This is a genomic window from Stenotrophomonas sp. (assembly GCF_032056425.1).
Taxonomy (GTDB): Bacteria; Pseudomonadota; Gammaproteobacteria; order Xanthomonadales; family Xanthomonadaceae; genus Stenotrophomonas.
In genome coordinates, this window is sequence record NZ_DAMBCN010000002.1 from 204,974 (window position 1) to 227,457 (window position 22,484).

Below are 22,484 nucleotides of genomic sequence, written 5' to 3' on the forward strand. Positions count from 1 at the left end.
GGTCAGGTACGGTCGTACAGCAGATCCCAGACGCCGTGGCCCAGCTTCTGGCCGCGGGTCTCGAAATGGGTCTGCGGGCGCCAGTCCGGGCGCGGCACGCTGCCACGCGGGCCGGCGCGGTTGACCAGCCCGGCGGTGGCGTCCAGCACGTCCCACATCTGCTCGGCGTAGTCTTCCCAGTCGGTGGCGCAGTGCAGGCGGCCACCGGGGCGCAGCTTGCGCACGATCAGCTCCGCAAACGCCGGTTGCAGCAGGCGGCGCTTGTTGTGGCGCTTCTTGTGCCACGGGTCGGGGAAGTAGATGCGCACTTCATCCAGCGCACCGTCGGCGATCTCGTTCTGCAGCACTTCCACCGCATCGTGGTGGTACAGGCGCACGTGGTCGGCGTTGTCATCGGCCAGCGCGTTCAGCAGGCGCCCCACGCCGGGGGCGTGCACTTCAATGCCGATGTAATCGCGCGACGGGTCGTGCTGGGCGGCAAAGCGCAGGGCGGCACCATTGCCGAAGCCGATTTCCAGCACCTTGTGCGCCGGGCGGCCGAAGGTCGCGTCCAGGTCGCGCGGTTGGCCGTTGTAGTCGATGCCAAAGCGCGGCCAGCGTTCGTCGAAGGCGCGCTGCTGAGCGGGGGTGAAGCGGCCCTGGCGCAGCACGAAGCTGCGCACCTCGCGGCGGCCCTCGCTTACGGTGAAGGGCTTGGGCGGGGCCTTGGAACCGGCACTGTCGAAGGGATTGGTCATCAGCCGATCACCCCTTCCACCGGCGAAGACGCACTGGCATAGCGCTTGCGCGGAATGCGCCCGGCCAGGAAGGCCTCGCGGCCGGCTTCCACGGCCTTGCGCATGGCGCTGGCCATCAGCACCGGGTTGCGCGCACCGGCAATGGCGGTGTTCATCAGCACGCCGTCGCAGCCCAGCTCCATGGCAATGGCCGCATCCGATGCGGTGCCCACGCCGGCGTCGACGATGATCGGCACCTTGGCGTCTTCAATGATCTGCAGCAGGTTGTACTTGTTCTGGATGCCCAGGCCCGACCCGATCGGCGCGGCCAGCGGCATCACCGCCGCGCAGCCGATCTCTTCCAGGCGCTTGGCCAGGATCGGGTCGTCGGAGGTGTAGACCATCACCTCGAAGCCATCCTTCACCAGCTGTTCGGCGGCCTTCAGCGTCTGCACCACGTCCGGGTACAGGGTCTTCTGGTCGCCCAGCACTTCCAGCTTGGTCAGGTTGTGGCCGTCCAGCAGCTCGCGCGCCAGTCGGCAGGTGCGCACAGCATCTTCGGCGGTGTAGCAGCCGGCCGTGTTGGGCAGGATGGTGAAGCGGTCCGGCGGCAGCACGTCCAGCAGGTTCGGTTCGCCAGGGTTCTGGCCAATGTTGGTACGGCGGATGGCCACGGTGACGATCTGGGCGCCAGCCGCATCGGTGGCCAGGCGGGTTTCCTGCAGATCCTTGAACTTGCCGGTGCCGGTCAGCAGCCGCGAGCCGTAGGTCCTGCCGGCGATCACCAGCGAATCAGGGGAGACATGAACGTTCATGCCGCAATTATCGCCTATCCGCCTGAAGATGGGGTCACGCCGGAAGCAGGGTCGGATCCCTTTGCCAGCGGCAAAGGGCTCTGACCCGTGGCGTGATGCGTGGGGGTCAGAGCCCTTCGCTGTGCGAAGGGATCCGACCCCTTTGCCTCAACCGCCGCCCAGAGCGTGCACGATCTCCACCACATCGCCGTCGGCCAGCGCGTGCTCGCCATGCTGGCTGCGGCTGACGATCTGGCCGTTCACTTCCACGGCCACCCGCCGCTGCAGCAGGTGTTCGGCCGCCAACAGGTCGTGGACGGTGGCCGCGGCGGGCAGGGTGCGGGGTTCGCCATTGAGCTGGATGTTCATGGCCGCATTGTCGCCGATGGGCCGGTTGTATCGGAACCGTTGCAAATCCTCCGCAACGCCACCTCCGGCACAGCGATGGCGGCGCCATCCGGGCGACAATTCATGCGGCGGCGCAGCGTGAGCAATCGGCGGGACGGTGAAACCATTCACCGTGCGCCGGCGTACGTGCGCCGGGTCCTCAACATTTTCCCCCAGGAGTTTTTACATGCTGCTCAGCAAACGCCCGATCCGCTCCCTCATGGCGGCCGCGATCGCGCTGGCCGCGCTGCCGGCCATGGCAGGCGAATCCCCGTTCAACAGCACCGTCTTCTTCGGTGACAGCCTGACCGACGGTGGCTACTACCGCCCGCTGCTGCCGGCCGAAGTGCGCCCGGTGGTGGGCCAGTTCACCACCAACCCGGGTTGGGTGTGGTCGCAGTACGTGGCCGACTACTACGGCACCAATGCCACCCCGAACGGGCTGGGCCGCACCGGTGACAACTACGCCGTGGGTGGCGCCCGCGTGGGCACCGACCTGACCCAGCCGGCGTTCGGCAACGTGCCGGTGCCGTCGCTGAAGACGCAGACCGCCAACTACCTGGCCGCCAACGGTGGCAAGGCTGACCCGAATTCGCTGTACACCGTGTGGGGCGGCGCCAACGATCTGTTCGCCATCACCACCCCGGCGCAGGCGCCGGCCATCATCGGCGCGGCGGTGACCGACCAGATCGGCATCGTGTCGTCGCTGAAGCAGGCCGGTGCCCAGTACGTGATGGTGCCGAACCTGCCCGACGTGGGCATCACCCCGGGGTTCATCGACCGCGGCGCTGCGGGCCAGGCGCTGGGCACCTCGCTGTCCAATGCCTATAACAGCGCCCTGTACGGCGGCCTGAAGCAGGCCGGCATCGACTTCATTCCGCTCGATACCTACACCCTGCTGCACGAAATCATCGCCAGCCCGGGCATGTACGGTTTCAGCAATGTCACCGGCCGCGCCTGCCTGGTGGCCTCGTCGCTGACCTGCAGCCCGCTGGCGTATGCGAGCCCGGACGCGGCCAACACGTACCTGTTCGCCGATGACGTGCACCCGACTGCCGGCGCGCACCAGATGCTGGGCCAGTACGCGCTCTCCATCCTGGAAGGCCCGCGCCTGCAGCAGGTGCTGAGCCACTCGGCGCAGACCATCGGCCGTTCGCGCGCCGACCAGGTCAGCCTGCACCAGAGCGGTCGTCCGGCCGATGGGCTGTCCTGGTGGGGTGGCCTGCGCGGCGACATGCAGCGCTACGACCACGCCGATGTGTACGACGGCATGGCCCCGGCCGGCCTGGCCGGTATCGACTGGGCACGTGACGGCATGGTGGTGGGCGGTTTCGCCGGCTTCGGCCGCATGGACGCCGACTTCGGCAACAGCCGTGGCGACTTCACCCAGAAGGACACCACCGCCGGTCTGTTCGCAGGCTGGTACGGCGAGCGCGTGTGGGTGAACGGCCAGGTCAGCTACACCTGGCTGTCGTATGACGTGAACCGCAAGGTCCAGCTGGGCCCGGCCACCCGCGAACACGGCGGCTCGCCGGACGGCAGCAACCTGACCGCGGCACTGAACGCGGGCTACGAGTTCGGCACCGAAGGCGGCTTCCGCCACGGCCCGATCGCCTCGGTCATCTGGCAGAAGGTGAAGATCGACAGCTACACCGAAACCGCCGACGCCAACACCCTGGCCACCGGCCTGGGCTACGGCCAGCAGGATGTCGACTCCACCGTGGGCCGTATCGGCTGGCAGGCCCGCTTCGACGGCGGCGCCGTCAAGCCGTACGCGCAGCTGACCTACGACCACGAGTTCGAAGACACCCAGCAGGCCAGCGCCTGGGTGCAGAGCCTGCCGGACGTGGGCATGTACCGTGTGCCGGGCATGAACTTCGACAAGAACTATGCCACCGCCATCCTGGGCGCGCGCATGGAACTGTTCGGCCTGCAGAGCAACGTCGGCATCAGCGCCACCACGCTGCAGAAGCGTGCGATGGACGCCACCGTGTTCGCCAGCTTCAGCGGCAGCTTCTGATGCAAGGCGGGGTCAGAGCCCTTTCCGGTTGGAAAGGGATCTGACCCCAACACGCCCGGGGTCGGATCCGTTTCCGCCTGGAAACGGCTCTGACCCCACGGCGGCATGCCGCCATTGCGCAACACCGGCTGCTGCGCATAAGATTCCACCCTGCACTGCGGGCGTAGCTCAATGGTAGAGCTGTAGCTTCCCAAGCTACTGACGTGGGTTCGATTCCCATCGCCCGCTCCAGCATTCCAACCCCGGTTGTGGCCCTGCCACTGCCGGGGTTTTTTGTGGGTGCCGTAGCGCGTTGGCTTGCCGCGCACATCCGCATCATCGCGCCGCCACACGCCCGCGCTATGCTGCGCGCCTGCCGCCCGATGCCCCCGCGATGAAGCTTGCCATCCTGTCCCGCAACAGTTCGCTGTACTCCACCCGCCGGCTGGTCGAGGCTGCGCGCGCGCGCGGCCACACCGTGCGCGTGCTGGACCCGCTGCGCTGCTACATGCGCATTGCCGCCGACGGCTTCTCGATGCACTACAAGGGACGGCCAATGACGGGTGTGGACGCGGTCATTCCGCGCATCGGCGCCTCCATCACCCGCTACGGCACCGCTGTGCTGCGCCAGTTCGAGCTGATGGGCGCACGCACGCCCAATCCGTCAGACGCGATCCTGCGTTCGCGCGACAAGCTGCGCGCGCACCAGTTGCTGGCGGCCAAGGGCATCGACATGCCGGTAACCGTGTTCGGCGACAACCCCGACGACACCGTAGACCTGCTGTCCATGCTGGGCCCGGCGCCGCATGTGGTGAAGCTCAACGAGGGCACCCAGGGACGTGGCGTGATCCTGACCGAAAAGGCCAGTGCCTCGCGCGGCATCGTGGAGGCGCTGCGCGGTCTGTACGCCAACTTCCTCATGCAGGAATTCATTGGCGAGGCCAAAGGGGCCGACCTGCGCTGCTTCGTGGTGGGCGACCAGGTCGTGGCCTCCATGCAGCGGCAGGCGGCCGAGGGCGATTTCCGTTCCAACCTGCACGCCGGTGGCACGGCCCAGGCGGCCAAGGCCAGCCGCGCCGAGCAGCAGGTGGCGGTGCGCTCGGCCAAGGCACTGGGCCTGTCGGTGTGCGGGGTGGACCTGATCCGCTCCCAGCGCGGGCCGCTGGTGCTGGAAGTGAACTCGACCCCGGGCCTGGAAGGCATTGAGGCGGCCTGCGGCGTGGACGTGGCCGAACGCATCATCGTGCACGTGGAGAAGCTTAAAAAGCCTTGATTATCAGCTGTTTGCATTGGTGTTCAGGGTGTGGTCGGCGGTTTAACACGGCTTTAATCGGTCGGGGCGTAGGCTTCATCGAACCGCAGCTCTGCCTCTCAGCAGGATCGGTAATCGGGATACGACTTCAGGCCCAGACGGCTTACCGTCTGGGCCTTTTTTATGCGGCGGCCTGCAGCGGCGGCCCTCGCTTGTCCGGGGCGCGGTAGCCTCGTAAAGTGGCCCCTTCGTTCCAGGAAGGATCGGGAGGCTGGTGATGTACCGCATGACGACGATCGCAATGCTGCTGGGCCTGAGCGTGGTCGCACAGGCCCGACAGGAAAGCAGTGCCGTACAGATGGACCGCCAGGCCCCCGTGGCCGAGCAGGTGCGCCGGGTCGAAAAGGCCCTGGACAATGGCGATTACAGCGAGATCTCCGCCGACGACCGTGCCCAGGTGCGGCAGGCGCTGGCACGCATCACCCAGCACATGGGGGATCGGCAGACCCTGCAGGAGCTGCCACCGGCGGTCCAGAACGAGGTGTTCAACGATCAGGAACGGGTGAACACGCTGCTGACCCGGGCCCACGCCGACAGCCGGATGATCTGCCAGCACACCCGCACCACCGGCAGCAACATGCCCAAGAGCCGTTGCCTGACCGTGGCCGAGCGCAGGCGCATGGAAGAAAAGGGCAAGGCGTTGCTGAACGACCAGCGCTCCTACAGCAACTTGAACCCGAACGACCGCCGCTGACCGGGTTCAATGCGTTGCCTTGGGCACTTGATGGCCTTGAGCGCATGCGCATACAGTCAGCGTTCACATCAACAAGGACGGTACCCGTGAAGCATCCATTGATGGTTGCGCTGCTGGTTTCTGGCTTGGCACTTGCGGTGTCGGCCCATGCCAAGGAGGCCGCACTGCAGGCCGGCCAGCCGCTGCTGCCGCAGCTGGACAAGATCGACAAGGCATTGAACGACGGCGAAACCTATTCCGAGCTCAGCCCGCAGGACCGTGGTCGCCTGCGCGAAACCCTGGTGCGCCTGCGCCGGGTTGGGGAGGAGTACCGCGACGGAGCACCCATGCCTGAATCGGTTCGAACCCAGGTGTTCAACGACCAGGAGACTGTGAACGTAGTTTTGACACAGGCTCGTGAAGATAGTCGTCTAATATGCCGACGTGAAAAGGTCACCGGCTCCAACCGTGCGACCACGCAATGCCTGACGGCGGCCCAGCGCGATCGCATGCGTGACGACGCCAACCGCAACATGATTCGTGCGCAGGGCGGCGGCCCGGCCACAACCAATTAGAGGTGACAGTGAGAATCCTGGTAATCGAAGACAACAGCGACATTGCAGCCAATCTGGGTGACTACCTGGAGGACCGGGGCCACACGGTGGATTTCGCCGCCGACGGCGTGACCGGCCTGCATCTGGCTGTGGTGCACGAGTTCGACGCGATTGTCCTGGATCTCAACCTGCCCGGCATGGATGGCATCGAGGTCTGCCGCAAGCTTCGCAATGAAGCGCGCAAGCAGACCCCGGTGCTCATGCTGACCGCCCGCGATTCGCTCGACAACAAGCTGGCCGGCTTCGATTCGGGCGCCGACGATTACCTGATCAAGCCGTTCGCGCTGCAGGAAGTGGAAGTGCGCTTGAACGCACTGTCGCGCCGTGGCAAGGGCGTGCAGACCCGCGTGCTGGAGACCGGCGATCTGGAATACAACCTGGACACGCTGGAAGTGCGCCGGCAGGGCAAGCTGCTGCAGCTCAACCCCACGGCGTTGAAGATCCTGCAGGCCCTGATGGAGGCGGCCCCGGCCGTGGTGACCCGCCAGGAGCTGGAAACCCGCGTGTGGGGCGAGGAGCTGCCCGATTCCGATTCGCTGCGCGTGCACATCCACGGCCTGCGTGCGGTGGTGGACAAGCCGTTCGAAGTGCCGCTGATCCAGACCCGCCATGGCATCGGATACCGCATCGCCACACCGGAAGCCTGATTCGGTGGCGGCGAAAGGGGAGCGCCGGCGCACGCCTTATCGGCGGCGCCTGCGCAGCCGCATCATCGTGTCGTTCGTGTTGTTGGGCTTCTGCCTGACAACACTGTTCGCGTTCGCCACCAACTGGGCCCGCATGCGCGTGGAAAACCAGTTGGTGGAAGACGTGATGAACCGCAACATCAATGAGTATGCGCGGCGGTTCCATGAAAACCCGGAGCGCAATCCGGATCTGCCCGTGCAGCAGATGTACGCCCGCCTGATCAAGCCGGACAAGTTCGAAGCACTGCGGCAGGAAGAGCCGGACTGGTACGAATTCAAGGACGGCCTTTACAACATGGGCGGCATCGACGAGCGGGGCCAGCGCTATTCCTACAAGCTGGCCGTACGCAAGACGCCTGATGCCTGGGCCTTCCTCGCCTATGACATGACCGACAGCGTGCGCGGCGGCCAGCAGCTCAACCGCGCGCTGCTGATCTCGGTGCTGGTGTTCAGCCTGCTGTCGCTGGTGCTGGGGTGGTGGTCGGCGTCGAAGGTGATGAAGCCGGTGTCCGATCTTGCCGCGCGGCTGCGGGCCTACCGCGGTGGCACCAGCGATCCCGAGCCGTTGGCGCCGCGTTTCCCCGATGACGAGGTGGGGCAGCTGGCGCAGGCGCTGGATGACTACTCGTCGCGGCTGACCGAAGTGGTGCAGCGCGACCGCGAGTTCAATGCCGACGTCAGCCATGAGCTGCGCACCCCGCTGGCCGTGATTCGCGGTGCCACCGAACTGCTGCTGACCCGCCCGGGTCTGGACGACAAGGTCTTGCAGCGCCTGCAGCGCATCCAGCGCGCCGAACAGCAGTGCAGCGACCTGATTGGCGCGCTGCTGCTGCTGTCGCGCAACGAGCGCGGGCAGGGCACCAGCAACGTGGCCCGTGTGGCCGAGCAGCTGCTGGATGCCCACCGCGCACAGCTGGGTGGCAAACCGCTGGAGCTGGTGCTGGAAGGCGAGCGCGATCTGGTGATCGACGCGCCCGAGGCTGCGCTTTCCGTGGCGCTGGGCAACCTGATCGGCAATGCCGTGAAGTATTCCCAGGACGGCGACGTGCGCGTGCACGTGGGCAGCAACGCGGTGTCGGTCACCGACAGCGGCCCTGGCCTGAGCGAGGAAGATGCCGCCAAGCTGTTCCAGCGCGGTTATCGCGGTACCCACGCCGGTCATTCGCAGGGCGGTGGTATTGGCCTGTCGATCGTCAGCCGCCTGTGCGATCTGTATGGCTGGCAGGTGAGCGTGCGCCCGGGCGGGCAGCGCGGCGTGATCGCCACGCTGACCTTCTCGCCGAAGCCCCTGTAAGCGGGGCTCTACAGTAGATCCACGCCATGCGTGGATACGCGTTGGTCGTGCCGGCCGCTGGCCGGCAACCAGGCCTCAACCCCCGGCCAACCCAAGATACCGCGCATGCAGCTGCTCCACCTGCGCCTGCAGGTCCTGCGGCTTCCCGTCATTGGTCACCACGTCATCGGCCAGCGCCAACCGCTGTGCACGGCTGGCCTGGGCGGCCATCATCCGCTCAGCCAGCGCGGCGTCAATGCCGTCGCGCTGCATCAGCCGGGCATGCTGCACGGCCTCCGGCGCATCCACCACCAGCACGCGGTCCAGCCACGGATAGGCGGTGCGTCCGCCCACTTCGGTCAGCAGGGGGATGGCGGCGATGGCATAGGCGCTGGGTGCCTGCTCGCACTGCTGCTGCATCAGCAGGCGGATGGCCGGGTGGGTGATCGCTTCCAGCGCGGTGCGTTCGGCCGGGTCGGCGAAGACGTGGGCGCGCAGGCGCGCCCGGTCCAGGGTGCCGTCGGCCAGCAGCACGTCGGCGCCGAAGCGCTCGGCAATGCGCGCCAGTGCCGGTGCGCCAGGGGCCACCACGGCGCGGGCGGCCAGATCGGCGTCGGCCACCACGATGCCCAGCGCCTCGAAGCGCCGGGTCACTTCGCTCTTGCCGGCCGCAATGCCGCCGGTCAGGCCCACCACATAGCGGCTCATGGCGATGCCGTCAGCGCAGCCCGCTGATCGCCATGTACTGGTCCAGCAGCGTCTCGCCCCACATGAAGAAGATCCAGCCGGCCAGCGCCAGGTAGGGGCCGAACGGGATGGGGGTCGCTTTGTCGCGGCCGCGGGCATAAAGCCAGATCGAACCGATGATGGCACCCAGCACCGAGGACATCAGGATGATGGGCAGCACGCCCTTCATGCCGCACCAGGCGCCCAGCGCGGCCAGCAGCTTGAAATCGCCGTGGCCCATGCCTTCCTTGCCGGTCAGCTGCTTGAACAGCCACCACACCGACCACAGCGACAGGTACCCCAGCAGTGCGCCCAGCAGTGCGGGCTTGGCGGGCATGTACAGGTTGTCGACGCTGCCTATCAGACCCAGCCACATCAGCGGCAGGGTCAACTGGTCGGGCAGCAGCTGGGTGCGCAGGTCGATGCCCGACAGGGCGATCAGGAAGCAGGTCAGCACGATGGCACCGAAGCCCTGCCAGCCGAAGCCGAACTGCCAGACGCAGGCCAGCACCATCACCGCGGTCAGCGCTTCCACCAGCGGGTACTGGATGGAGATGGGCGCCTTGCAGTGGCGGCACTTGCCGCCCTGGATCAGCCAGCTGAACAGCGGGATGTTCTCGTACCAGGACAGCTTGTGCTTGCAGTGCGGGCAGTGCGAAGGCTCCACCACGATGCCCGGCGGTGCCGGTTCGTAATAGTCCGGTTCTTCCAGAACCTCGCGCGCGTCGCGCTTCCACTGCCATTCCAGCCGCTTGGGCAGGCGCAGGATGACAACGTTCAGGAAACTGCCCAGCAGCAGCCCCAGGCCGGCCGCGGCGGGGTAGCCGAGGCCGGGATGCTGGTCGAGAAATGCCATGTTTATTCTTATCCGACGACGGAAGCGAGCTTGAAGATGGGCAGGTACATGCCGACGACCATGCCGCCCACCACGACGCCGATGAATACCATGATCATCGGTTCCAGCAGGCTGCTCAGCGCGTCAACGGCATTGTTGACTTCCTGCTCATAATACTCGGCCACCTTGAACAGCATGGTATCCAGCGCACCGGCCTCTTCGCCGATACCGGTCATCTGGATGACCATGTGGGGGAACATGTTGGTCTGCTTCATGGCCATGTTCACCGGGTAGCCGACCGACACGTCATCGCGCATGCGCAGCACGGCCTCTTCGTAGACCTTGTTGCCGGTGGCGCCAGCCACGATGCCAAGCGCCTCCACCAGGGGCACGCCTGCCTTGAAGGTGACGGCCGTGGTACGGGAGAAGCGCGCGATCGAACTGTTGTGCATGATCTGGCCAACCACCGGCACCTTCAGGATGAACCGGTCCATGCCATGTTGCATCTTCGGTGAGCGCTTGTAGGCCATCACGAAGCCGACGATGCTGCCGATGACGATCGCCGCGATCAGCCACCACCAGGACACCATGAAGCGTGATGCGGCCACGATCAGCTGGGTGAAGGCGGGCAGATCGGCACCGAAGCTCTGGAACACATCCTCGAACTGCGGAACGACGAAGATCAGCAGGATGGCGCTGACCAGCAGCGCCACGGCAACCACCATGGCCGGATAGAACAGCGCCTTCTTGATCTTGCCCTTCAGGGCTTCGATGTTTTCCTTGTAGTTGGCCACGGTGTCCAGCACCGTTTCCAACACACCGGCGCCTTCGCCGGCGCGGACCAGGTTCCGGTACAACTCGTCGAACTGCACCGGGTGCTTGCTGATTGCCTCGTACAGCGACGAGCCGCCCTCGATATCGGTGCGGATGCTGTCGACCATCTTCTTCATGCGCACGTTCTTGTGCCCACTGCCAATGATCTCCAGCGCCGACACGATCGGTACGCCGGATTTCATCATCGTCGCCATCTGGCGGCTGAAGAAGGCAATGTCCTTGGTACTGATGGTCTTGCCGGAACCGCCGAACAGCGGCTTCGGCTTGACCTTCACCTGCCCGGGATTGATGCCCTGGCGGCGCAACTCGGCGCGCAGCAGGTTGGCGTTCTTCGCCAGCTGCTCGCCTTTCATCTTCACACCCCGCTTGTCGGTCCCCTCCCAGACAAACGGCTGCAGCTCCATCGTGGCGCGGGCCACGGGCTCTTTCTTGATCGCACTGCGACTGACAGACATGTAGGCTCCCCGGCCCGCCATCCCCAGGCGGGCATCCAAGGCTCGATGTTAGCGGGTTAAACGCCGTCTGGGCAGCGGGCAGACCGGCCGGAGTGTGATTTCGTGCCGGTCGCCGGCCAAAGGTGACGCACTGCGTCACATTGCCGCCTCCGTCGCATTTCCTGTTCAGGGGGCTTCACATACAAGAAATTGCTGCCATCATTGGCGCGGGGAAATCCAGGGGGAGGCGTGCCGGGGTTGGCACGCAACCTGCGTTGATCCACCCGCAGGGCACAGGACCCGCTCACCCGGCCGCCGGCCGGACCGCTCCTGGGCACTGACATCAACCACCACTATCTTGGGGATGTACGACTATGAAGAACCAGAAGGGCTTCACCCTGATCGAACTGATGATCGTCGTTGCGATCATCGCGATCCTGGCCGCCATCGCGCTGCCGCAGTACAAGAACTACACCGCTCGCGCCAAGATCACCCAGGCGATCGCCACCGTGGCCGGCGAAAAGATCAAGGTTGCCGAGAACTATGCTTCCGAAGCTACAAATCTCTGCGACGGCGTGTCGGGCTGCACCCCGGCAACCGGAAAGGTTCTGGCCAACGTGAAGCTGGACGGCGCTTCCAAGGATGGCACTGCAACCATCGAACTGGTGCCGAAAGCTCCGGCTGACGACAAGGCACCCATCGAGTGGACCTGCACCGTCAAGACCTCGTCGGGCCCCTACGCCAACAAGCCGTGCGATGACCTGAACAAGGCGTCCTAATCGCGATTGAAGTTTAGGGCCCAGTGTTGGCTGTGTACTACCGGATGCCCGCGAGAAATCGCGGGCATCTGCGTTTGTAATGTCTGCGCCGGGCGTCTATAACCTGATCACCCCTTCCAAAGTTTCCGCCATGAACGCAGTCACCACCGCCAATCTTGTCGGCATCACCGGCCTGGCCCGTCGCCTCGTGCAGGACGGCGCCTTGGATGAGGCCGGCGCCCGCGATGCCATGGCCAAGGCCACGGCTGCCAAACAGCCGCTGCCGACCTGGTTCGCACAGAACAAGGTGGTGGGGGCCGCCCAGCTGGCCGCCGCCAATTCGGTTGAATTCGGCATGCCGCTGTTCGACGTGTCCACGTTCGACAGCAGCCAGAACGCCATGAATCTGGTCAGCGAGGAACTGCTGCGCAAACACAACGTGCTGCCGCTGTTCAAGCGCGGCGGCAAGCTGTTCGTCGGCACCAGCAACCCCACCCATTCGCTGGATGAGATCAAGTTCCACACCAACCTGGTGGTGGAACCGATCCTGGTGGATGAGGACCAGATCCGCCGCACCCTGGAGCAGTGGCATTCCAGCCACGACACCCTGGGCGATTCCCTGGGGGGCGACGATGATGGCCTGGCCAACCTGGACATCAGCGGCGGCGAAGAAGATGCCGCAGGCAGTGACAGCGGCGTAGACGCCAAGGGCGACGACACCCCGGTGGTGAAGTTCGTCAACAAGGTGCTGGTCGATGCGATCCGCAAGGGCGCGTCGGACATCCACTTCGAGCCCTACGAAGACGACTACCGCGTGCGACTGCGCATCGATGGTCTGCTGAAGATGGTGGCGCGTGCGCCGGTGAAGTTGAACCAGCGTATCGCCGCGCGCCTGAAGGTGATGGCGCAGCTGGATATTGCGGAAAAGCGCGTGCCGCAGGACGGTCGCATCAAGCTGAACCTGTCCAAGAGCAAGCAGATCGATTTCCGTGTCAGCACCCTGCCCACGCTGTTTGGCGAAAAGGTGGTGCTGCGTATTCTGGACGGCAGTGCCGCCAAGCTGGGTATCGACAAGCTGGGCTACGAGCCGGACCAGCAGAAGCTGTTCCTGGAGGCCATCCACAAGCCCTACGGCATGGTGCTGGTGACCGGCCCGACCGGTTCGGGCAAGACGGTTTCGCTGTATACCGCGCTGGGCATCCTGAACGATGAGACGCGCAACATCTCCACCGCCGAAGATCCGGTGGAAATCCGCCTGCCCGGCGTCAACCAGGTGCAGCAGAACAACAAGCGCGGCATGACCTTCGCAGCGGCGCTGCGCTCGTTCCTGCGACAGGATCCGGACATCATCATGGTGGGCGAAATCCGCGATCTGGAAACGGCGGAAATCGCCATCAAGGCGGCGCAGACCGGTCACATGGTGCTGTCCACGCTGCATACCAACGATGCGCCGCAGACCATCGCGCGTCTGATGAACATGGGCATTGCCCCGTACAACATCACCAGCTCGGTCACCCTGGTGATCGCCCAGCGCCTGGCGCGCCGGCTGTGCAACAACTGCAAGCGGCCGGCTGAACTGCCGGCGCATGCGCTGCTGGCTGAAGGCTTCACCCAGGCACAGTTGGATGCGGGTATCCAGCTGCACGAAGCGGTGGGCTGCGATGAATGCACCGAGGGCTACAAGGGCCGTACCGGCCTGTACCAGGTGATGCCGATGACCGACGAGATTTCCACCATCGTGCTGGCCGGCGGCAATGCATTGCAGATTGCCGAAGCGGCGCAGGCGATCGGCGTGAACGATCTGCGCCAGTCGGCGCTGAAGAAGGTGGCGGCGGGCATCACCAGCCTGGCCGAGATCAACCGCGTGACCAAGGATTGATGCGGCCGGCGCGGCGGGGTCGGATTCCTTTCCCTGCGAAAGGGCTCTGACCCCAGTAGGCGAATCCAGCAAGGGGTCAGAGCCTTTTCCTGCGGAAAAGGATCTGACCCCTTATTCCATGCCCAGCTTTTTCAGCTTGTAGCGCAGCGCGCGGAAGGTAATGCCCAGCTGCGCGGCGGTGCGGGTCTTGTTCCAGCGGTTTTCTTCCAGCGCCCGCTGGATGGCGCTGCGTTCCAGCTGCTCGATGTAGGAGGGCAGGGCGGCGTTGCCGGGCTGCAGGTCGGCTACCGCTTCCACGGCCACGCTCGCGTGGACGCCGCCGGCGCTGCGCGGGGCGTGCTGCGGCAGGCGCAGGTCATCGGCGCCGATGCGGTCTTCTTCGGCCAGCGCCAGGGCACGCTCCAGGATGTTTTCCAGTTCGCGCACGTTGCCGGGGAAGCCGTACTGGGCCAGCGCGTCCAGCGCCGACGGTGCCAGCAGCGGGGTCGCGCGGCCGTGGCTGCGGGCCAGCCGGGCCAGGATGGAACCGGCCAGGTCCGGCAGGTCCTGGCGGCGCTCGCGCAGGGGCGGCACCTTCAGTTCGATCACGTTGATGCGGTAGTAAAGGTCGTGGCGGAAGCGGCCGTCCTCGACGAGTTCGGCCAGGTCCTTGTGGGTGGCCGACAGGATGCGCACGTCCACCGGTTCTTCATTGGCAGCACCGACCGCGCGCACCGATTTTTCCTGGATCGCGCGCAGCAGCTTCACCTGCATCTGCAGGGGAAGTTCAGCCACCTCATCCAGGAACAGGGTGCCGCCATGCGCGGCCTGGAACAGGCCCGGTTTGTCAGCGTGGGCGCCGCTGAAGCTGCCCTTGCGATGGCCGAAGAATTCACTCTCCATCAGTTCGCCGGGAATGGCACCGCAGTTCACCGGCACGAACGGGCCGGCCGCGCGCGCGCCCTGGGCGTGGATGGTGCGTGCCACCAGTTCTTTGCCCACGCCCGATTCGCCCAGGATGTACACCGGGGCCTGGCTGCGGGCCACTTTGCCGATGGTGGTGCGCAGCACGTCCATGGCCGGCGAACTGCCCAGCAGGCGTGCGGCCTGTTCGCTGGCCGGGCCAGTGGCGGGGCGCTCGGCGTTGTTCAGTTCCAGCGCGTGCTTCACCAGGCCGCGCAGCACGGAGATGTCCACCGGCTTGCTGACGAAATCGAAGGCCCCGGCCTTCAGCGCTTCCACCGCCAGATCCATGCTGCCGAAGGCGGTGATCATCGCCACCGGGGTGCGCGGGTAGTGGTGGGCGATCTCGCTCACCAGTTCGATGCCGTTGCCATCGGGCAGGCGCATGTCGGTGATGCACAGATCGTAGGGATTGCTGGCCAGCAGCTCGCGCGCTTCGGCAAGGTTGGCGGCGGTGCTGATGCGCAGGCCCATGCGGCCAAGGGTCAGCACCAGCAGTTCGCGGATGTCGCGTTCATCGTCGACGATGAGAGCGCTGCGGGTTTCGTTCATGGGCGGAAAGATAGCCGAGGGGGGCGGAAGCGACAAATCCTTGACGCGCAGGATCAGGTCGGGAGCAGGGTGTGCGGGCCCGGCAGGACCAGGCGGAAGCACGAGCCGCCGGCCGGTACCGGGATGTAGTCCAGCCGTGCCTGGTTGGCGCGGCACAGCTCGCGGGCGATGTACAGGCCCAGGCCGGTGCCGTGTTCGGACGTGGTGAAGAACGGGCGGAACAGCTGCGCGGCGACGGCTTCGGGAATACCCGGGCCGCGATCCATCACATCGATCACCGCATTGCGCTCGTGCTGGGCCACGCGCAGGCGCACGCGTGCCGGTTGCTGGCCCACGCGGCCGTACTTCAGGGCGTTGTGCACCAGCACGGTCAGCACCTGGTACAGGTGGCGGGTGTCCACCTGCGCCGGCACCGAAGTGTCGGTGATGATCGGTTCAATGCTGTCGGTTTCCAGCGTCTGCCCCTGCTTGTACTCCAGCACGAAGCGGCGCACGAAGGCGGCCAGGTCGACATTTTCCGGGGTGGCACGCTCGCGCCGGGCCAGGCCCAGCACGCTTTCCACGATGCTGTTGGTGCGCTGGCACTGCTGATGGATGATCTGCAGCAGGCGGCGGTCGCTTTCGTTGAATCCGGTGCCTTCTTCCAGCAACTGCACCGCGTAGTTGATGGCCGCCAGCGGGTTGCGGATCTCATGGGCCAGGCTGGCCGAGAAACGACCCATGGCCGACAGGGTGAGCGATTCGGCACGGCGCGAGACCACGCTGGAATCGTCCAGGAACACCAGGGCCAGCTCGCTGCCGGCGAGCAGCCGGGCAAAGCGCGGTTGCACTTCTGGCTGGTCGGGGTTGAGCTGCAGCGGCAGTTCGTCCTGGGTCCAGCCGTTGCGCCAGCGGTTCAAGCGCCGCGCCAGTTCCGGCGCGATGCTGCTCAGATCCAGGCGGCCGGTTTCGCCCACGCCATCGTTGTCGCCCAGCAGCAGTGACGCCGCCTCGTTGGCCAGGGTGATGCGGTTTTCACCGTCGACCACCAGCACGCCGGTGCGCATGCGGCGGATGATCAGTTCGTTGATCTGGAACAGGTTGGCCACTTCGTCGCCACGCTGGTTGGCCAGCTGCTGGTTGCGGCGGGCGCGGTTGCCCACCTGGTAGCTGATGAAGGCCAGGGCCAGGTAGCTGGTGGCGAACATGGCCAGTTCGGCCAGGGTGCGGGTGGGGTCGCCGCCTTCCAGCACCTTCCACAGATACTCGGCCGCGGTGGCCACGCTGGCGGCCAGTGCCAGGCACAGGCCCCAGCTGAGCGGCAGCAGGGTGGCGGCCGCGGCGATGTTGAACAGCAGCGACATGGAAATGCCGGCGCTGGCGCCGGGAAGGGCATGCGCCAGCAGGCTGGCGGCAATGATGTCCAGCAGCACGCCACCGACCACGATGGCGCGCAGCCAGCGCTCGCTGCGGCCGATCAGCAGCCACAGCAACGACAGGCCCAGGTAGGCCGCGCCCACGGCATAGGCCAGGCGCGGGTGGTGGGCCTCGCCGACCATGGCCGACAACGGGCTGTAGAGCAGGGCGGCGATGACCGATGCGATCAGCACCCGGTACAGGGCGAAGAAGTACAGCTCACGCCGGGGTATTGATTCGATGCGGTCGATCAATGAAGCACTGGGTGACACGCCGGAACTCCCCTTCTGGCTGCCTGGAACTGGGTTTGACGGCGGTGGCCTGCAGCGTAGCCGATGTTCCCCCGATCATCGGAACCGCGCTTTGTAGAGTCGAGCCATGCTCGACTGCCTTGCCCAAGCAGTCGAGCATGGCTCGACTCTACAGATCAGAAGCCGTCGAGCAAGCTCGACGCTACCGCCCCAAGTATAGGCCCGTGGAAGCGATTTCCTGCGCAATCGGCCTTGGGCCGGCGCCCGGTCGGGCCTGCCGGGCAGCCGCAACTGTCTGAATGGCGGCGGAAAACTGCCCGGGTCTGGCCATTTGTCCATACTTCTTTGCGCCCCGGCGCTGGCTCGGCCACAATAGTGGGCCCGCCGCGGTCCATGCCGGCGCCCCGCCGGGGCCCCTGAGGAATTGCGTGCGGTCGTTCCTATTCCCACGGTGACGCATGAATTTCCACGAATACCAGTCAAAACAACTGCTTGCCGAGTACGGCATCCCGGTCCCGGCCGGCAAGGTCGCTGCGACCCCGGACGAAGCGGTTGCCGCTGCCAACTCCCTGGGCCAGGGCCCCTGGATGGTCAAGGCGCAGATCCACGCTGGCGGCCGCGGCAAGGCTGGCGGCGTCAAGTTCTGCAAGACCACCGACGACGTGAAGGCCGCTGCGGCCAAGATGCTCGGCACCAAGATGGCCACCTACCAGACCGCTGGCGTTGAACTGCCGGTCAACCTGGTGCTGGTGACCACCGCTGGCGAGATCGTCAAGGAACTGTACCTGTCGGTGCTGGTTGACCGTGGCACCAAGACCATCACCTACATCGCCTCTTCGGAAGGCGGCGTGGAGATCGAGCAGGTCGCTGCTGAAACCCCGGAGCTGATCCACTCGCTGAACGTCGACTTCGTCGAAGGCGTGCAGGGTTACCACGGCCGTGATTTCGGCTTCAAGCTGGGCCTGACCGCCAAGCAGGCCGGCCAGTTCGCCAGCATCATGGTGAACCTGTACCGCCTGTTCAACGAAAAGGACCTGGCCCTGGTTGAAATCAACCCGCTGGCCATCCTGGACGACGGTAACCTGTACGCGCTGGACGGCAAATTCGACAGCGACGACAACGCCGCCTTCCGCCAGAAGGCCCTGGTCGCCATGCGCGACAAGACCCAGGAAGATCCGACCGAAGTGATCGCTTCGGAGCTGGACATCAACTACGTCACCATGGACGGCAACATCGGCTGCATGGTGAACGGTGCCGGCCTGGCCATGGCCACCATGGACGTCATCAAGCTCAACGGCGGCGAGCCGGCGAACTTCCTGGACGTGGGCGGCGGCGCCAACAAGCAGCGCGTCATCGAAGCCTTCAAGCTGATCCTGTCCTCGGACAAGGTCGAAGGCATCTTCGTCAACATCTTCGGCGGCATCGTCCGCTGCGACATGATTGCCGAAGGCATCATCGCCGCCGTGAAGGAAGTGGGCGTCAAGGTTCCGGTCGTGGTGCGCCTGGAAGGCACCAACGTGGAAGAAGGCAAGCAGCTGCTGCGTGACAGCGGCATGGCCATCATCCCGGCTGACAACATCAACGATGGCGCCAAGAAGATCGTTGAAGCTGTCAAGAACGCCGCCTGATACCGACACCAAGGAATTCCAATGTCTGTTTTGATCAACAAGAACACCAAGGTGATCGTGCAGGGCTTCACCGGCCAGCAGGGCACCTTCCACGCCACTCAGATGATCGAGTACGGCACCCAGGTTGTCGGCGGCGTGACCCCGGGCAAGGGTGGCACCACCCATATCGACCTGCCGGTCTTCAACACCGTGGCCGACGCCGTGCAGAGCACCGGCGCCAACGCGTCGGTCATCTACGTGCCGCCGCCGTACGCGGCTGACGCGATCCTGGAAGCCGCAGCTGCCGGCATCAAGGTCATCGTCTGCATCACCGAAGGCATCCCGGTGCTGGACATGCTGCGCGTGAAGAACGTGCTGACCCGTTCGCATCCGGACACCGTGCTGATCGGGCCGAACTGCCCGGGCGTCATCACCCCGGGTGAGTGCAAGATCGGCATCATGCCGGGCCACATCCACCAGCCGGGCAAGATCGGCATCGTGTCGCGTTCGGGCACCCTGACCTATGAAGCGGTCAAGCAGACCACCGAAGTCGGCCTGGGCCAGTCCACCTGCATCGGCATCGGTGGTGACCCGATCAACGGCCTGAACTTCGTCGACTGCCTGAAGCTGTTCAACGAAGATCCGCAGACCGAAGGCATCATCATGGTTGGCGAAATCGGCGGCGACGCTGAAGAAGCCGGTGCCGAGTACATCAAGAACCACGTGAAGAAGCCGGTCGTCGGCTTCATCGCCGGTGCGTCGGCTCCGGCCGGCAAGCGCATGGGCCACGCCGGTGCGATCGCCTCGGGCGGCAAGGGCACTGCCGAAGGCAAGTTCGCCGCCATGGAAGCTGCCGGTGTCGTCACCGTCCGCTCGCCGGGCGACCTGGGCGCCGCCATCGCCAAGCTGGTGAAATAAGATTGTTGCCGGCCTGCGGCCGGCACGATTTTGTAGAGTCGAGCCATGCTCGACTTGCTTGATACAAAGGCCGCCTCCGGGCGGCCTTTGTGCGTCTGGCGTGGCGTGGGGTCAGAGCCCCTTTGCTGCGCAAACGGGATCTGACCCCGGCGTTACAATGGGCCATTGCAACCACAGGCTGGATTCCCATGGCTTCGATCCGTATCGCGATGGCGCAGTTCGATTTTCCGGTCGGCGATGTTGCCGGCAACACCGAACGCATCATCGAGATGATCGGCCAGGCGCGCGAGGAGTACGGCGCCGAGCTGGTGATGTTCCCCGAGCTGGCAGTGAGCGGCTACCCGCCGGAAGACCTGCTGCTGCGCCCGGGCTTCCTGTATGAGTGCGAACAGGCGTTGGGGCGCATCGCCGCCGCCTGCCGCGGCATCACCGCCGTGGTCGGCTGGCCGCAGGCCGCCGGTGCGGTGGTCTACAACGCTGCCAGCGTGCTGCGTGACGGCCTGGTCGAGCGCACCTACCGCAAGCGCGAGCTGCCCAACTACGCCGTGTTCGACGAGCGCCGCTACTTCGACGTGGACCCGGACGGCGGCAGCTGCGTGTTCGAGGTCAACGGCGTGCCGGTCGGCCTGCTGATCTGCGAGGACCTGTGGTTCGCCGAGCCGCTGGCCGACACCGTGCGCGAGGGTGCGCAGCTGGTGGTGGTGCCCAACGCCTCGCCGTATGAACGCGGCAAGCATGCCCAGCGCGATGCCGTGCTGGCCGCGCGCACCCGCGAGAGCGGGGCGGCGATTGCCTACCTCAACGTGGTCGGTGGCCAGGATGCGCTGGTGTTCGACGGTGCCTCGGTCGTTGCCGATGGCGACGGCACCGTGCACCCGGCGGCGGCGGCCTTCGTCGACCAGTGGCTGGTGGTGGACTACGACGGCGAAACCCGCCGCTTCCTGCCGCACGTGTGGATGGACGATGGCGACGAGAGCATCGACGCGCTGGCCTGGCGTGCGGTGACCCGCGGTATCCAGGACTACTGCCGCAAGAACGGCTTCAAGAAGGTGTGGCTGGGTCTGTCCGGCGGCATCGATTCGGCCTTGGTGCTGGCCCTGGCCGTCGACGCGCTGGGTGCGGAGAACGTGACCGCCGTGCGCCTGCCGTCGCGTTACACCGCCGGCATGTCCAACGACCTGGCCGCCGAGCAGTGCGAGGCGCTGGGCGTGAAGCTGGAAGCGGTCTCGATCGAGCCGGCCTTCAAGGGCCTGATGGAAGCGCTGGCGCCGATGTTCGAAGGCACCACGCCGGACGTGACCGAAGAGAACCTGCAGTCGCGCAGCCGTGGCGTGATTCTGATGGCGCTGGCCAACAAGTTCGGCGGCCTGCTGCTGACCACCGGCAACAAGAGCGAGTATGCGGTGGGCTACGCCACCATCTACGGCGACATGTGCGGTGGCTACGCGCCGCTGAAGGACCTGTACAAGACGGAGGTGTTCGGCCTGTCCAAGTGGCGAAACACCGTGGGCGGGGCGCCGGTCATTCCGCCGGCGGTGATCAGCCGCCCGCCGTCGGCCGAGCTGCGCGACAACCAGCTGGACCAGGATTCGCTGCCGGCCTACGACGTGCTGGACGGCATTCTGTACCGCTACGTGGACCAGGAGCAGTCGCGCACGGAGATCGTGGGCGCCGGTTACGACGCTGCGGTGGTGGACCGCGTGCTGCGCCTGGTGCGCATCAGCGAGTGGAAGCGCCACCAGGCCGCACCGGGGCCGAAAGTGTCACGCCGCGCATTCGGGCGTGAGCGCCGGTACCCGATCAGCAATGGGTTCAAGGGCTGAAGGCGGCCCGGGCCACATCGCCCGGCGTCTGGTAGGTGCGGACCTTGGTCCGCACGGGGGGCGACCATCCACGCATGGCGTGGTCTTCCCCAAGAAGCGCAGTCGAGCATGGCTCGACGCTACAAAAAGAAAGGGCCCCTTGCGGGGCCCTTCGCTTTCTTATTTCTTTTCCAACCGCGCGTTGCGCTGGCCGGTGCTGGCAGACTTCTCGCCCGCGAACGGGTTCAGTTTGCGGATCATCCACGGGTACTTCGGCCAGTTGCCTTCCAGCCACGGGTGGTTGGGCTGGTTCAGGGTCAGCACGCGACGGGCGTCGTCCGCCAGGGTCTTGTTGCCCAGGTGGGTGTAGGCTTCGGCCAGCACCGCCACGGCGTCATACTGGAACGCGCTCTGCGGGTAGGTTTCCAGCAGGTAGTTGGCACGGCCGGCGGCGGACACATAGGCTTCGCGGCGCAGGTAGTACAGGGCGTTGTCCAGCTCGTGCTGGGCGAACACGTCACGCAGCTCGATCATGCGCTGGCGCGCATCGGCGGCGTAGCGGCTGTTCGGGTAGCGGTCGACCACGATGTTGAAGTCCGAGTACGCCTGGTGCGGCGTGGACAGATCGCGACGGCTGGGGTCTAGCGACCATACGCGACGCAGGAAAACCGTATTGCGGTTGGAGTTGGCCAGGCCGCGCAGGTAGTACATGTACGCAATGTTGCGGTGGGTCGGGTAGGTACGGATGAAGCGGTCGATGCTCGACACGGCGTCATCGTGCTTGCCGGCCTTGTACTGGGCGTAGGCGGTTTCAATCATCGCCTGCTCGGTGTACGGGCCGTACGGGTACTGGGCCACCAGGCGGCGGAAGCTGGCTTCGGCGCCACTCCAGTTGCCACCCTGCATCAGCTTGTGGCTCTTGTCGTACAGTTGTTCGACCGGCGTTCCTTCATCGGGGCGATCACCCTTGGCGCCGCGATGGCAACCAGTGGCGGCGATGACCAGCACCAGCAGCAGGGCGGTGAGGCGGACGGGCGCAGAGAGCATGGAGGAGCGTCGGATCATGGGGTCAAGGCGGGACGCGTCTGGAATACGAA

General features: G+C 65.7%; 20 protein-coding genes and 1 tRNA gene. 12 read left to right on the forward strand and 9 right to left on the reverse strand.

The window, feature by feature from the left end; genetic code table 11:
• Positions 1–2 precede the first annotated feature (2 nt).
• The 3 genes from trmB to thiS form a co-directional block, all read right to left on the reverse strand.
• On the reverse strand, positions 3–737 hold the full coding sequence (gene trmB / locus RTY46_RS02375; protein ID WP_200732119.1) for a tRNA (guanosine(46)-N7)-methyltransferase TrmB: 735 nt from the start codon (positions 735–737) through the stop codon (positions 3–5).
• Positions 737–1,531 (reverse strand): thiazole synthase, encoded by a 795-nt coding sequence (locus RTY46_RS02380; RefSeq protein ID WP_312706497.1) that lies wholly within the window; start codon positions 1,529–1,531, stop codon positions 737–739. Before RTY46_RS02380 ends, trmB begins: the two co-directional genes overlap by 1 nt.
• 147 nt (positions 1,532–1,678) lie before the next feature.
• On the reverse strand, positions 1,679–1,879 hold the full coding sequence (thiS, locus tag RTY46_RS02385; protein ID WP_312706498.1) for a sulfur carrier protein ThiS: 201 nt from the start codon (positions 1,877–1,879) through the stop codon (positions 1,679–1,681).
• 205 nt (positions 1,880–2,084) lie between these two features.
• Between thiS and RTY46_RS02390 the strand changes: the two genes are divergently transcribed.
• The 7 genes from RTY46_RS02390 (at position 2,085) to RTY46_RS02420 (ending at position 8,475) form a co-directional block, all read left to right on the forward strand.
• Positions 2,085–3,917 carry an autotransporter domain-containing protein gene (locus tag RTY46_RS02390; RefSeq protein ID WP_312706499.1) on the forward strand — a complete coding sequence of 611 codons (1,833 nt, stop codon included), beginning with the start codon at positions 2,085–2,087 and terminating at the stop codon, positions 3,915–3,917.
• Between the two features lie 157 nt (positions 3,918–4,074).
• Positions 4,075–4,148 (forward strand) — tRNA-Gly (locus RTY46_RS02395).
• Between the two features lie 142 nt (positions 4,149–4,290).
• A complete protein-coding gene (gene rimK, locus RTY46_RS02400) occupies positions 4,291–5,169 on the forward strand; it encodes a 30S ribosomal protein S6--L-glutamate ligase (protein ID WP_108757016.1) in 879 nt (292 codons plus the stop codon).
• 256 nt (positions 5,170–5,425) lie between these two features.
• Complete coding sequence (locus tag RTY46_RS02405) at positions 5,426–5,902, forward strand: hypothetical protein (protein ID WP_312706500.1); 477 nt, start codon at positions 5,426–5,428, stop codon at positions 5,900–5,902.
• Positions 5,903–5,988: 86 nt separating this feature from the next.
• On the forward strand, positions 5,989–6,456 hold the full coding sequence (locus tag RTY46_RS02410) for a hypothetical protein (protein ID WP_312706501.1): 468 nt from the start codon (positions 5,989–5,991) through the stop codon (positions 6,454–6,456).
• Positions 6,457–6,464: 8 nt separating this feature from the next.
• Positions 6,465–7,142, forward strand: coding sequence for a response regulator transcription factor (locus tag RTY46_RS02415; protein WP_005410804.1), 678 nt, complete (start codon positions 6,465–6,467; stop codon positions 7,140–7,142).
• Positions 7,105–8,475: a HAMP domain-containing sensor histidine kinase gene (locus RTY46_RS02420; RefSeq protein WP_312706502.1), complete on the forward strand. Its 1,371-nt coding sequence runs from the start codon at positions 7,105–7,107 to the stop codon at positions 8,473–8,475. The genes RTY46_RS02415 and RTY46_RS02420 overlap by 38 nt, the downstream gene beginning before the upstream one ends.
• A 75-nt stretch (positions 8,476–8,550) precedes the next feature.
• Here RTY46_RS02420 and coaE read toward each other — a convergent pair whose 3' ends face one another.
• Genes coaE through RTY46_RS02435 form a run of 3 tightly spaced genes read right to left on the reverse strand, consistent with a single transcriptional unit; the run spans position 8,551 to position 11,304 of the window.
• Positions 8,551–9,162: a dephospho-CoA kinase gene (gene coaE / locus RTY46_RS02425; RefSeq protein ID WP_312706503.1), complete on the reverse strand. Its 612-nt coding sequence runs from the start codon at positions 9,160–9,162 to the stop codon at positions 8,551–8,553.
• A gap of 10 nt (positions 9,163–9,172) precedes the next feature.
• Positions 9,173–10,036, reverse strand: coding sequence for an A24 family peptidase (locus RTY46_RS02430; RefSeq protein WP_312706504.1), 864 nt, complete (start codon positions 10,034–10,036; stop codon positions 9,173–9,175).
• Between the two features lie 8 nt (positions 10,037–10,044).
• Positions 10,045–11,304, reverse strand: coding sequence for a type II secretion system F family protein (locus RTY46_RS02435; protein ID WP_312706505.1), 1,260 nt, complete (start codon positions 11,302–11,304; stop codon positions 10,045–10,047).
• A gap of 353 nt (positions 11,305–11,657) precedes the next feature.
• Here RTY46_RS02435 and RTY46_RS02440 point away from each other — a divergent pair, with 353 nt between their 5' ends.
• Together RTY46_RS02440 and pilB are read left to right on the forward strand one after the other, a co-directional pair.
• Complete coding sequence (locus RTY46_RS02440; protein ID WP_312706506.1) at positions 11,658–12,062, forward strand: prepilin-type N-terminal cleavage/methylation domain-containing protein; 405 nt, start codon at positions 11,658–11,660, stop codon at positions 12,060–12,062.
• 130 nt (positions 12,063–12,192) lie between these two features.
• Positions 12,193–13,920, forward strand: a complete 1,728-nt coding sequence (pilB, locus tag RTY46_RS02445; protein WP_312706507.1) for a type IV-A pilus assembly ATPase PilB — start codon at positions 12,193–12,195, stop codon at positions 13,918–13,920.
• Between the two features lie 111 nt (positions 13,921–14,031).
• On the opposite strand, the gene RTY46_RS02450 is transcribed toward pilB, so the two are convergent.
• On the reverse strand, positions 14,032–15,414 hold the full coding sequence (locus RTY46_RS02450) for a sigma-54 dependent transcriptional regulator (RefSeq protein ID WP_312706508.1): 1,383 nt from the start codon (positions 15,412–15,414) through the stop codon (positions 14,032–14,034).
• A gap of 53 nt (positions 15,415–15,467) precedes the next feature.
• The gene (locus RTY46_RS02455) at positions 15,468–17,081 is read right to left on the reverse strand and encodes an ATP-binding protein (RefSeq protein WP_312706509.1); all 1,614 of its coding nucleotides are present in this window, start codon (positions 17,079–17,081) and stop codon (positions 15,468–15,470) included.
• A 437-nt stretch (positions 17,082–17,518) separates the two neighbouring features.
• On the opposite strand from RTY46_RS02455, the gene sucC reads away from it, so the two are divergent.
• The 3 genes from sucC (at position 17,519) to RTY46_RS02470 (ending at position 21,408) form a co-directional block, all read left to right on the forward strand.
• Positions 17,519–18,688: an ADP-forming succinate--CoA ligase subunit beta gene (sucC, locus tag RTY46_RS02460; RefSeq protein WP_004154430.1), complete on the forward strand. Its 1,170-nt coding sequence runs from the start codon at positions 17,519–17,521 to the stop codon at positions 18,686–18,688.
• A gap of 21 nt (positions 18,689–18,709) precedes the next feature.
• Positions 18,710–19,585 carry a succinate--CoA ligase subunit alpha gene (gene sucD / locus RTY46_RS02465; protein ID WP_005410793.1) on the forward strand — a complete coding sequence of 292 codons (876 nt, stop codon included), beginning with the start codon at positions 18,710–18,712 and terminating at the stop codon, positions 19,583–19,585.
• A 188-nt stretch (positions 19,586–19,773) separates the two neighbouring features.
• Complete coding sequence (locus tag RTY46_RS02470) at positions 19,774–21,408, forward strand: NAD+ synthase (RefSeq protein WP_312706510.1); 1,635 nt, start codon at positions 19,774–19,776, stop codon at positions 21,406–21,408.
• Positions 21,409–21,567: 159 nt separating this feature from the next.
• Here the strand turns inward: RTY46_RS02470 and RTY46_RS02475 are convergent, their stop codons facing one another.
• Positions 21,568–22,452, reverse strand: a complete 885-nt coding sequence (locus RTY46_RS02475; protein ID WP_312706511.1) for an outer membrane protein assembly factor BamD — start codon at positions 22,450–22,452, stop codon at positions 21,568–21,570.
• Positions 22,453–22,484 lie beyond the last annotated feature (32 nt).

What these genes read in the sequence shown, in the direction of transcription:
- rimK (WP_108757016.1), top strand. Translation starts at nt 4,291, where the DNA reads ATGAAGCTTGCCATCCTGTCCCGCAACAGTTCGCTGTACTCCACCCGC.
- RTY46_RS02475 (WP_312706511.1), bottom strand. Translation starts at nt 22,452, where the DNA reads ATGATCCGACGCTCCTCCATGCTCTCTGCGCCCGTCCGCCTCACCGCC.
- coaE (WP_312706503.1), bottom strand. Translation starts at nt 9,162, where the DNA reads ATGAGCCGCTATGTGGTGGGCCTGACCGGCGGCATTGCGGCCGGCAAG.
- trmB (WP_200732119.1), bottom strand. Translation starts at nt 737, where the DNA reads ATGACCAATCCCTTCGACAGTGCCGGTTCCAAGGCCCCGCCCAAGCCC.
- RTY46_RS02405 (WP_312706500.1), top strand. Translation starts at nt 5,426, where the DNA reads ATGTACCGCATGACGACGATCGCAATGCTGCTGGGCCTGAGCGTGGTC.
- RTY46_RS02450 (WP_312706508.1), bottom strand. Translation starts at nt 15,414, where the DNA reads ATGAACGAAACCCGCAGCGCTCTCATCGTCGACGATGAACGCGACATC.
- RTY46_RS02440 (WP_312706506.1), top strand. Translation starts at nt 11,658, where the DNA reads ATGAAGAACCAGAAGGGCTTCACCCTGATCGAACTGATGATCGTCGTT.
- sucC (WP_004154430.1), top strand. Translation starts at nt 17,519, where the DNA reads ATGAATTTCCACGAATACCAGTCAAAACAACTGCTTGCCGAGTACGGC.
- RTY46_RS02470 (WP_312706510.1), top strand. Translation starts at nt 19,774, where the DNA reads ATGGCTTCGATCCGTATCGCGATGGCGCAGTTCGATTTTCCGGTCGGC.
- RTY46_RS02390 (WP_312706499.1), top strand. Translation starts at nt 2,085, where the DNA reads ATGCTGCTCAGCAAACGCCCGATCCGCTCCCTCATGGCGGCCGCGATC.
- thiS (WP_312706498.1), bottom strand. Translation starts at nt 1,879, where the DNA reads ATGAACATCCAGCTCAATGGCGAACCCCGCACCCTGCCCGCCGCGGCC.
- pilB (WP_312706507.1), top strand. Translation starts at nt 12,193, where the DNA reads ATGAACGCAGTCACCACCGCCAATCTTGTCGGCATCACCGGCCTGGCC.
- RTY46_RS02435 (WP_312706505.1), bottom strand. Translation starts at nt 11,304, where the DNA reads ATGTCTGTCAGTCGCAGTGCGATCAAGAAAGAGCCCGTGGCCCGCGCC.
- RTY46_RS02430 (WP_312706504.1), bottom strand. Translation starts at nt 10,036, where the DNA reads ATGGCATTTCTCGACCAGCATCCCGGCCTCGGCTACCCCGCCGCGGCC.
- RTY46_RS02420 (WP_312706502.1), top strand. Translation starts at nt 7,105, where the DNA reads ATGGCATCGGATACCGCATCGCCACACCGGAAGCCTGATTCGGTGGCG.
- sucD (WP_005410793.1), top strand. Translation starts at nt 18,710, where the DNA reads ATGTCTGTTTTGATCAACAAGAACACCAAGGTGATCGTGCAGGGCTTC.
- RTY46_RS02380 (WP_312706497.1), bottom strand. Translation starts at nt 1,531, where the DNA reads ATGAACGTTCATGTCTCCCCTGATTCGCTGGTGATCGCCGGCAGGACC.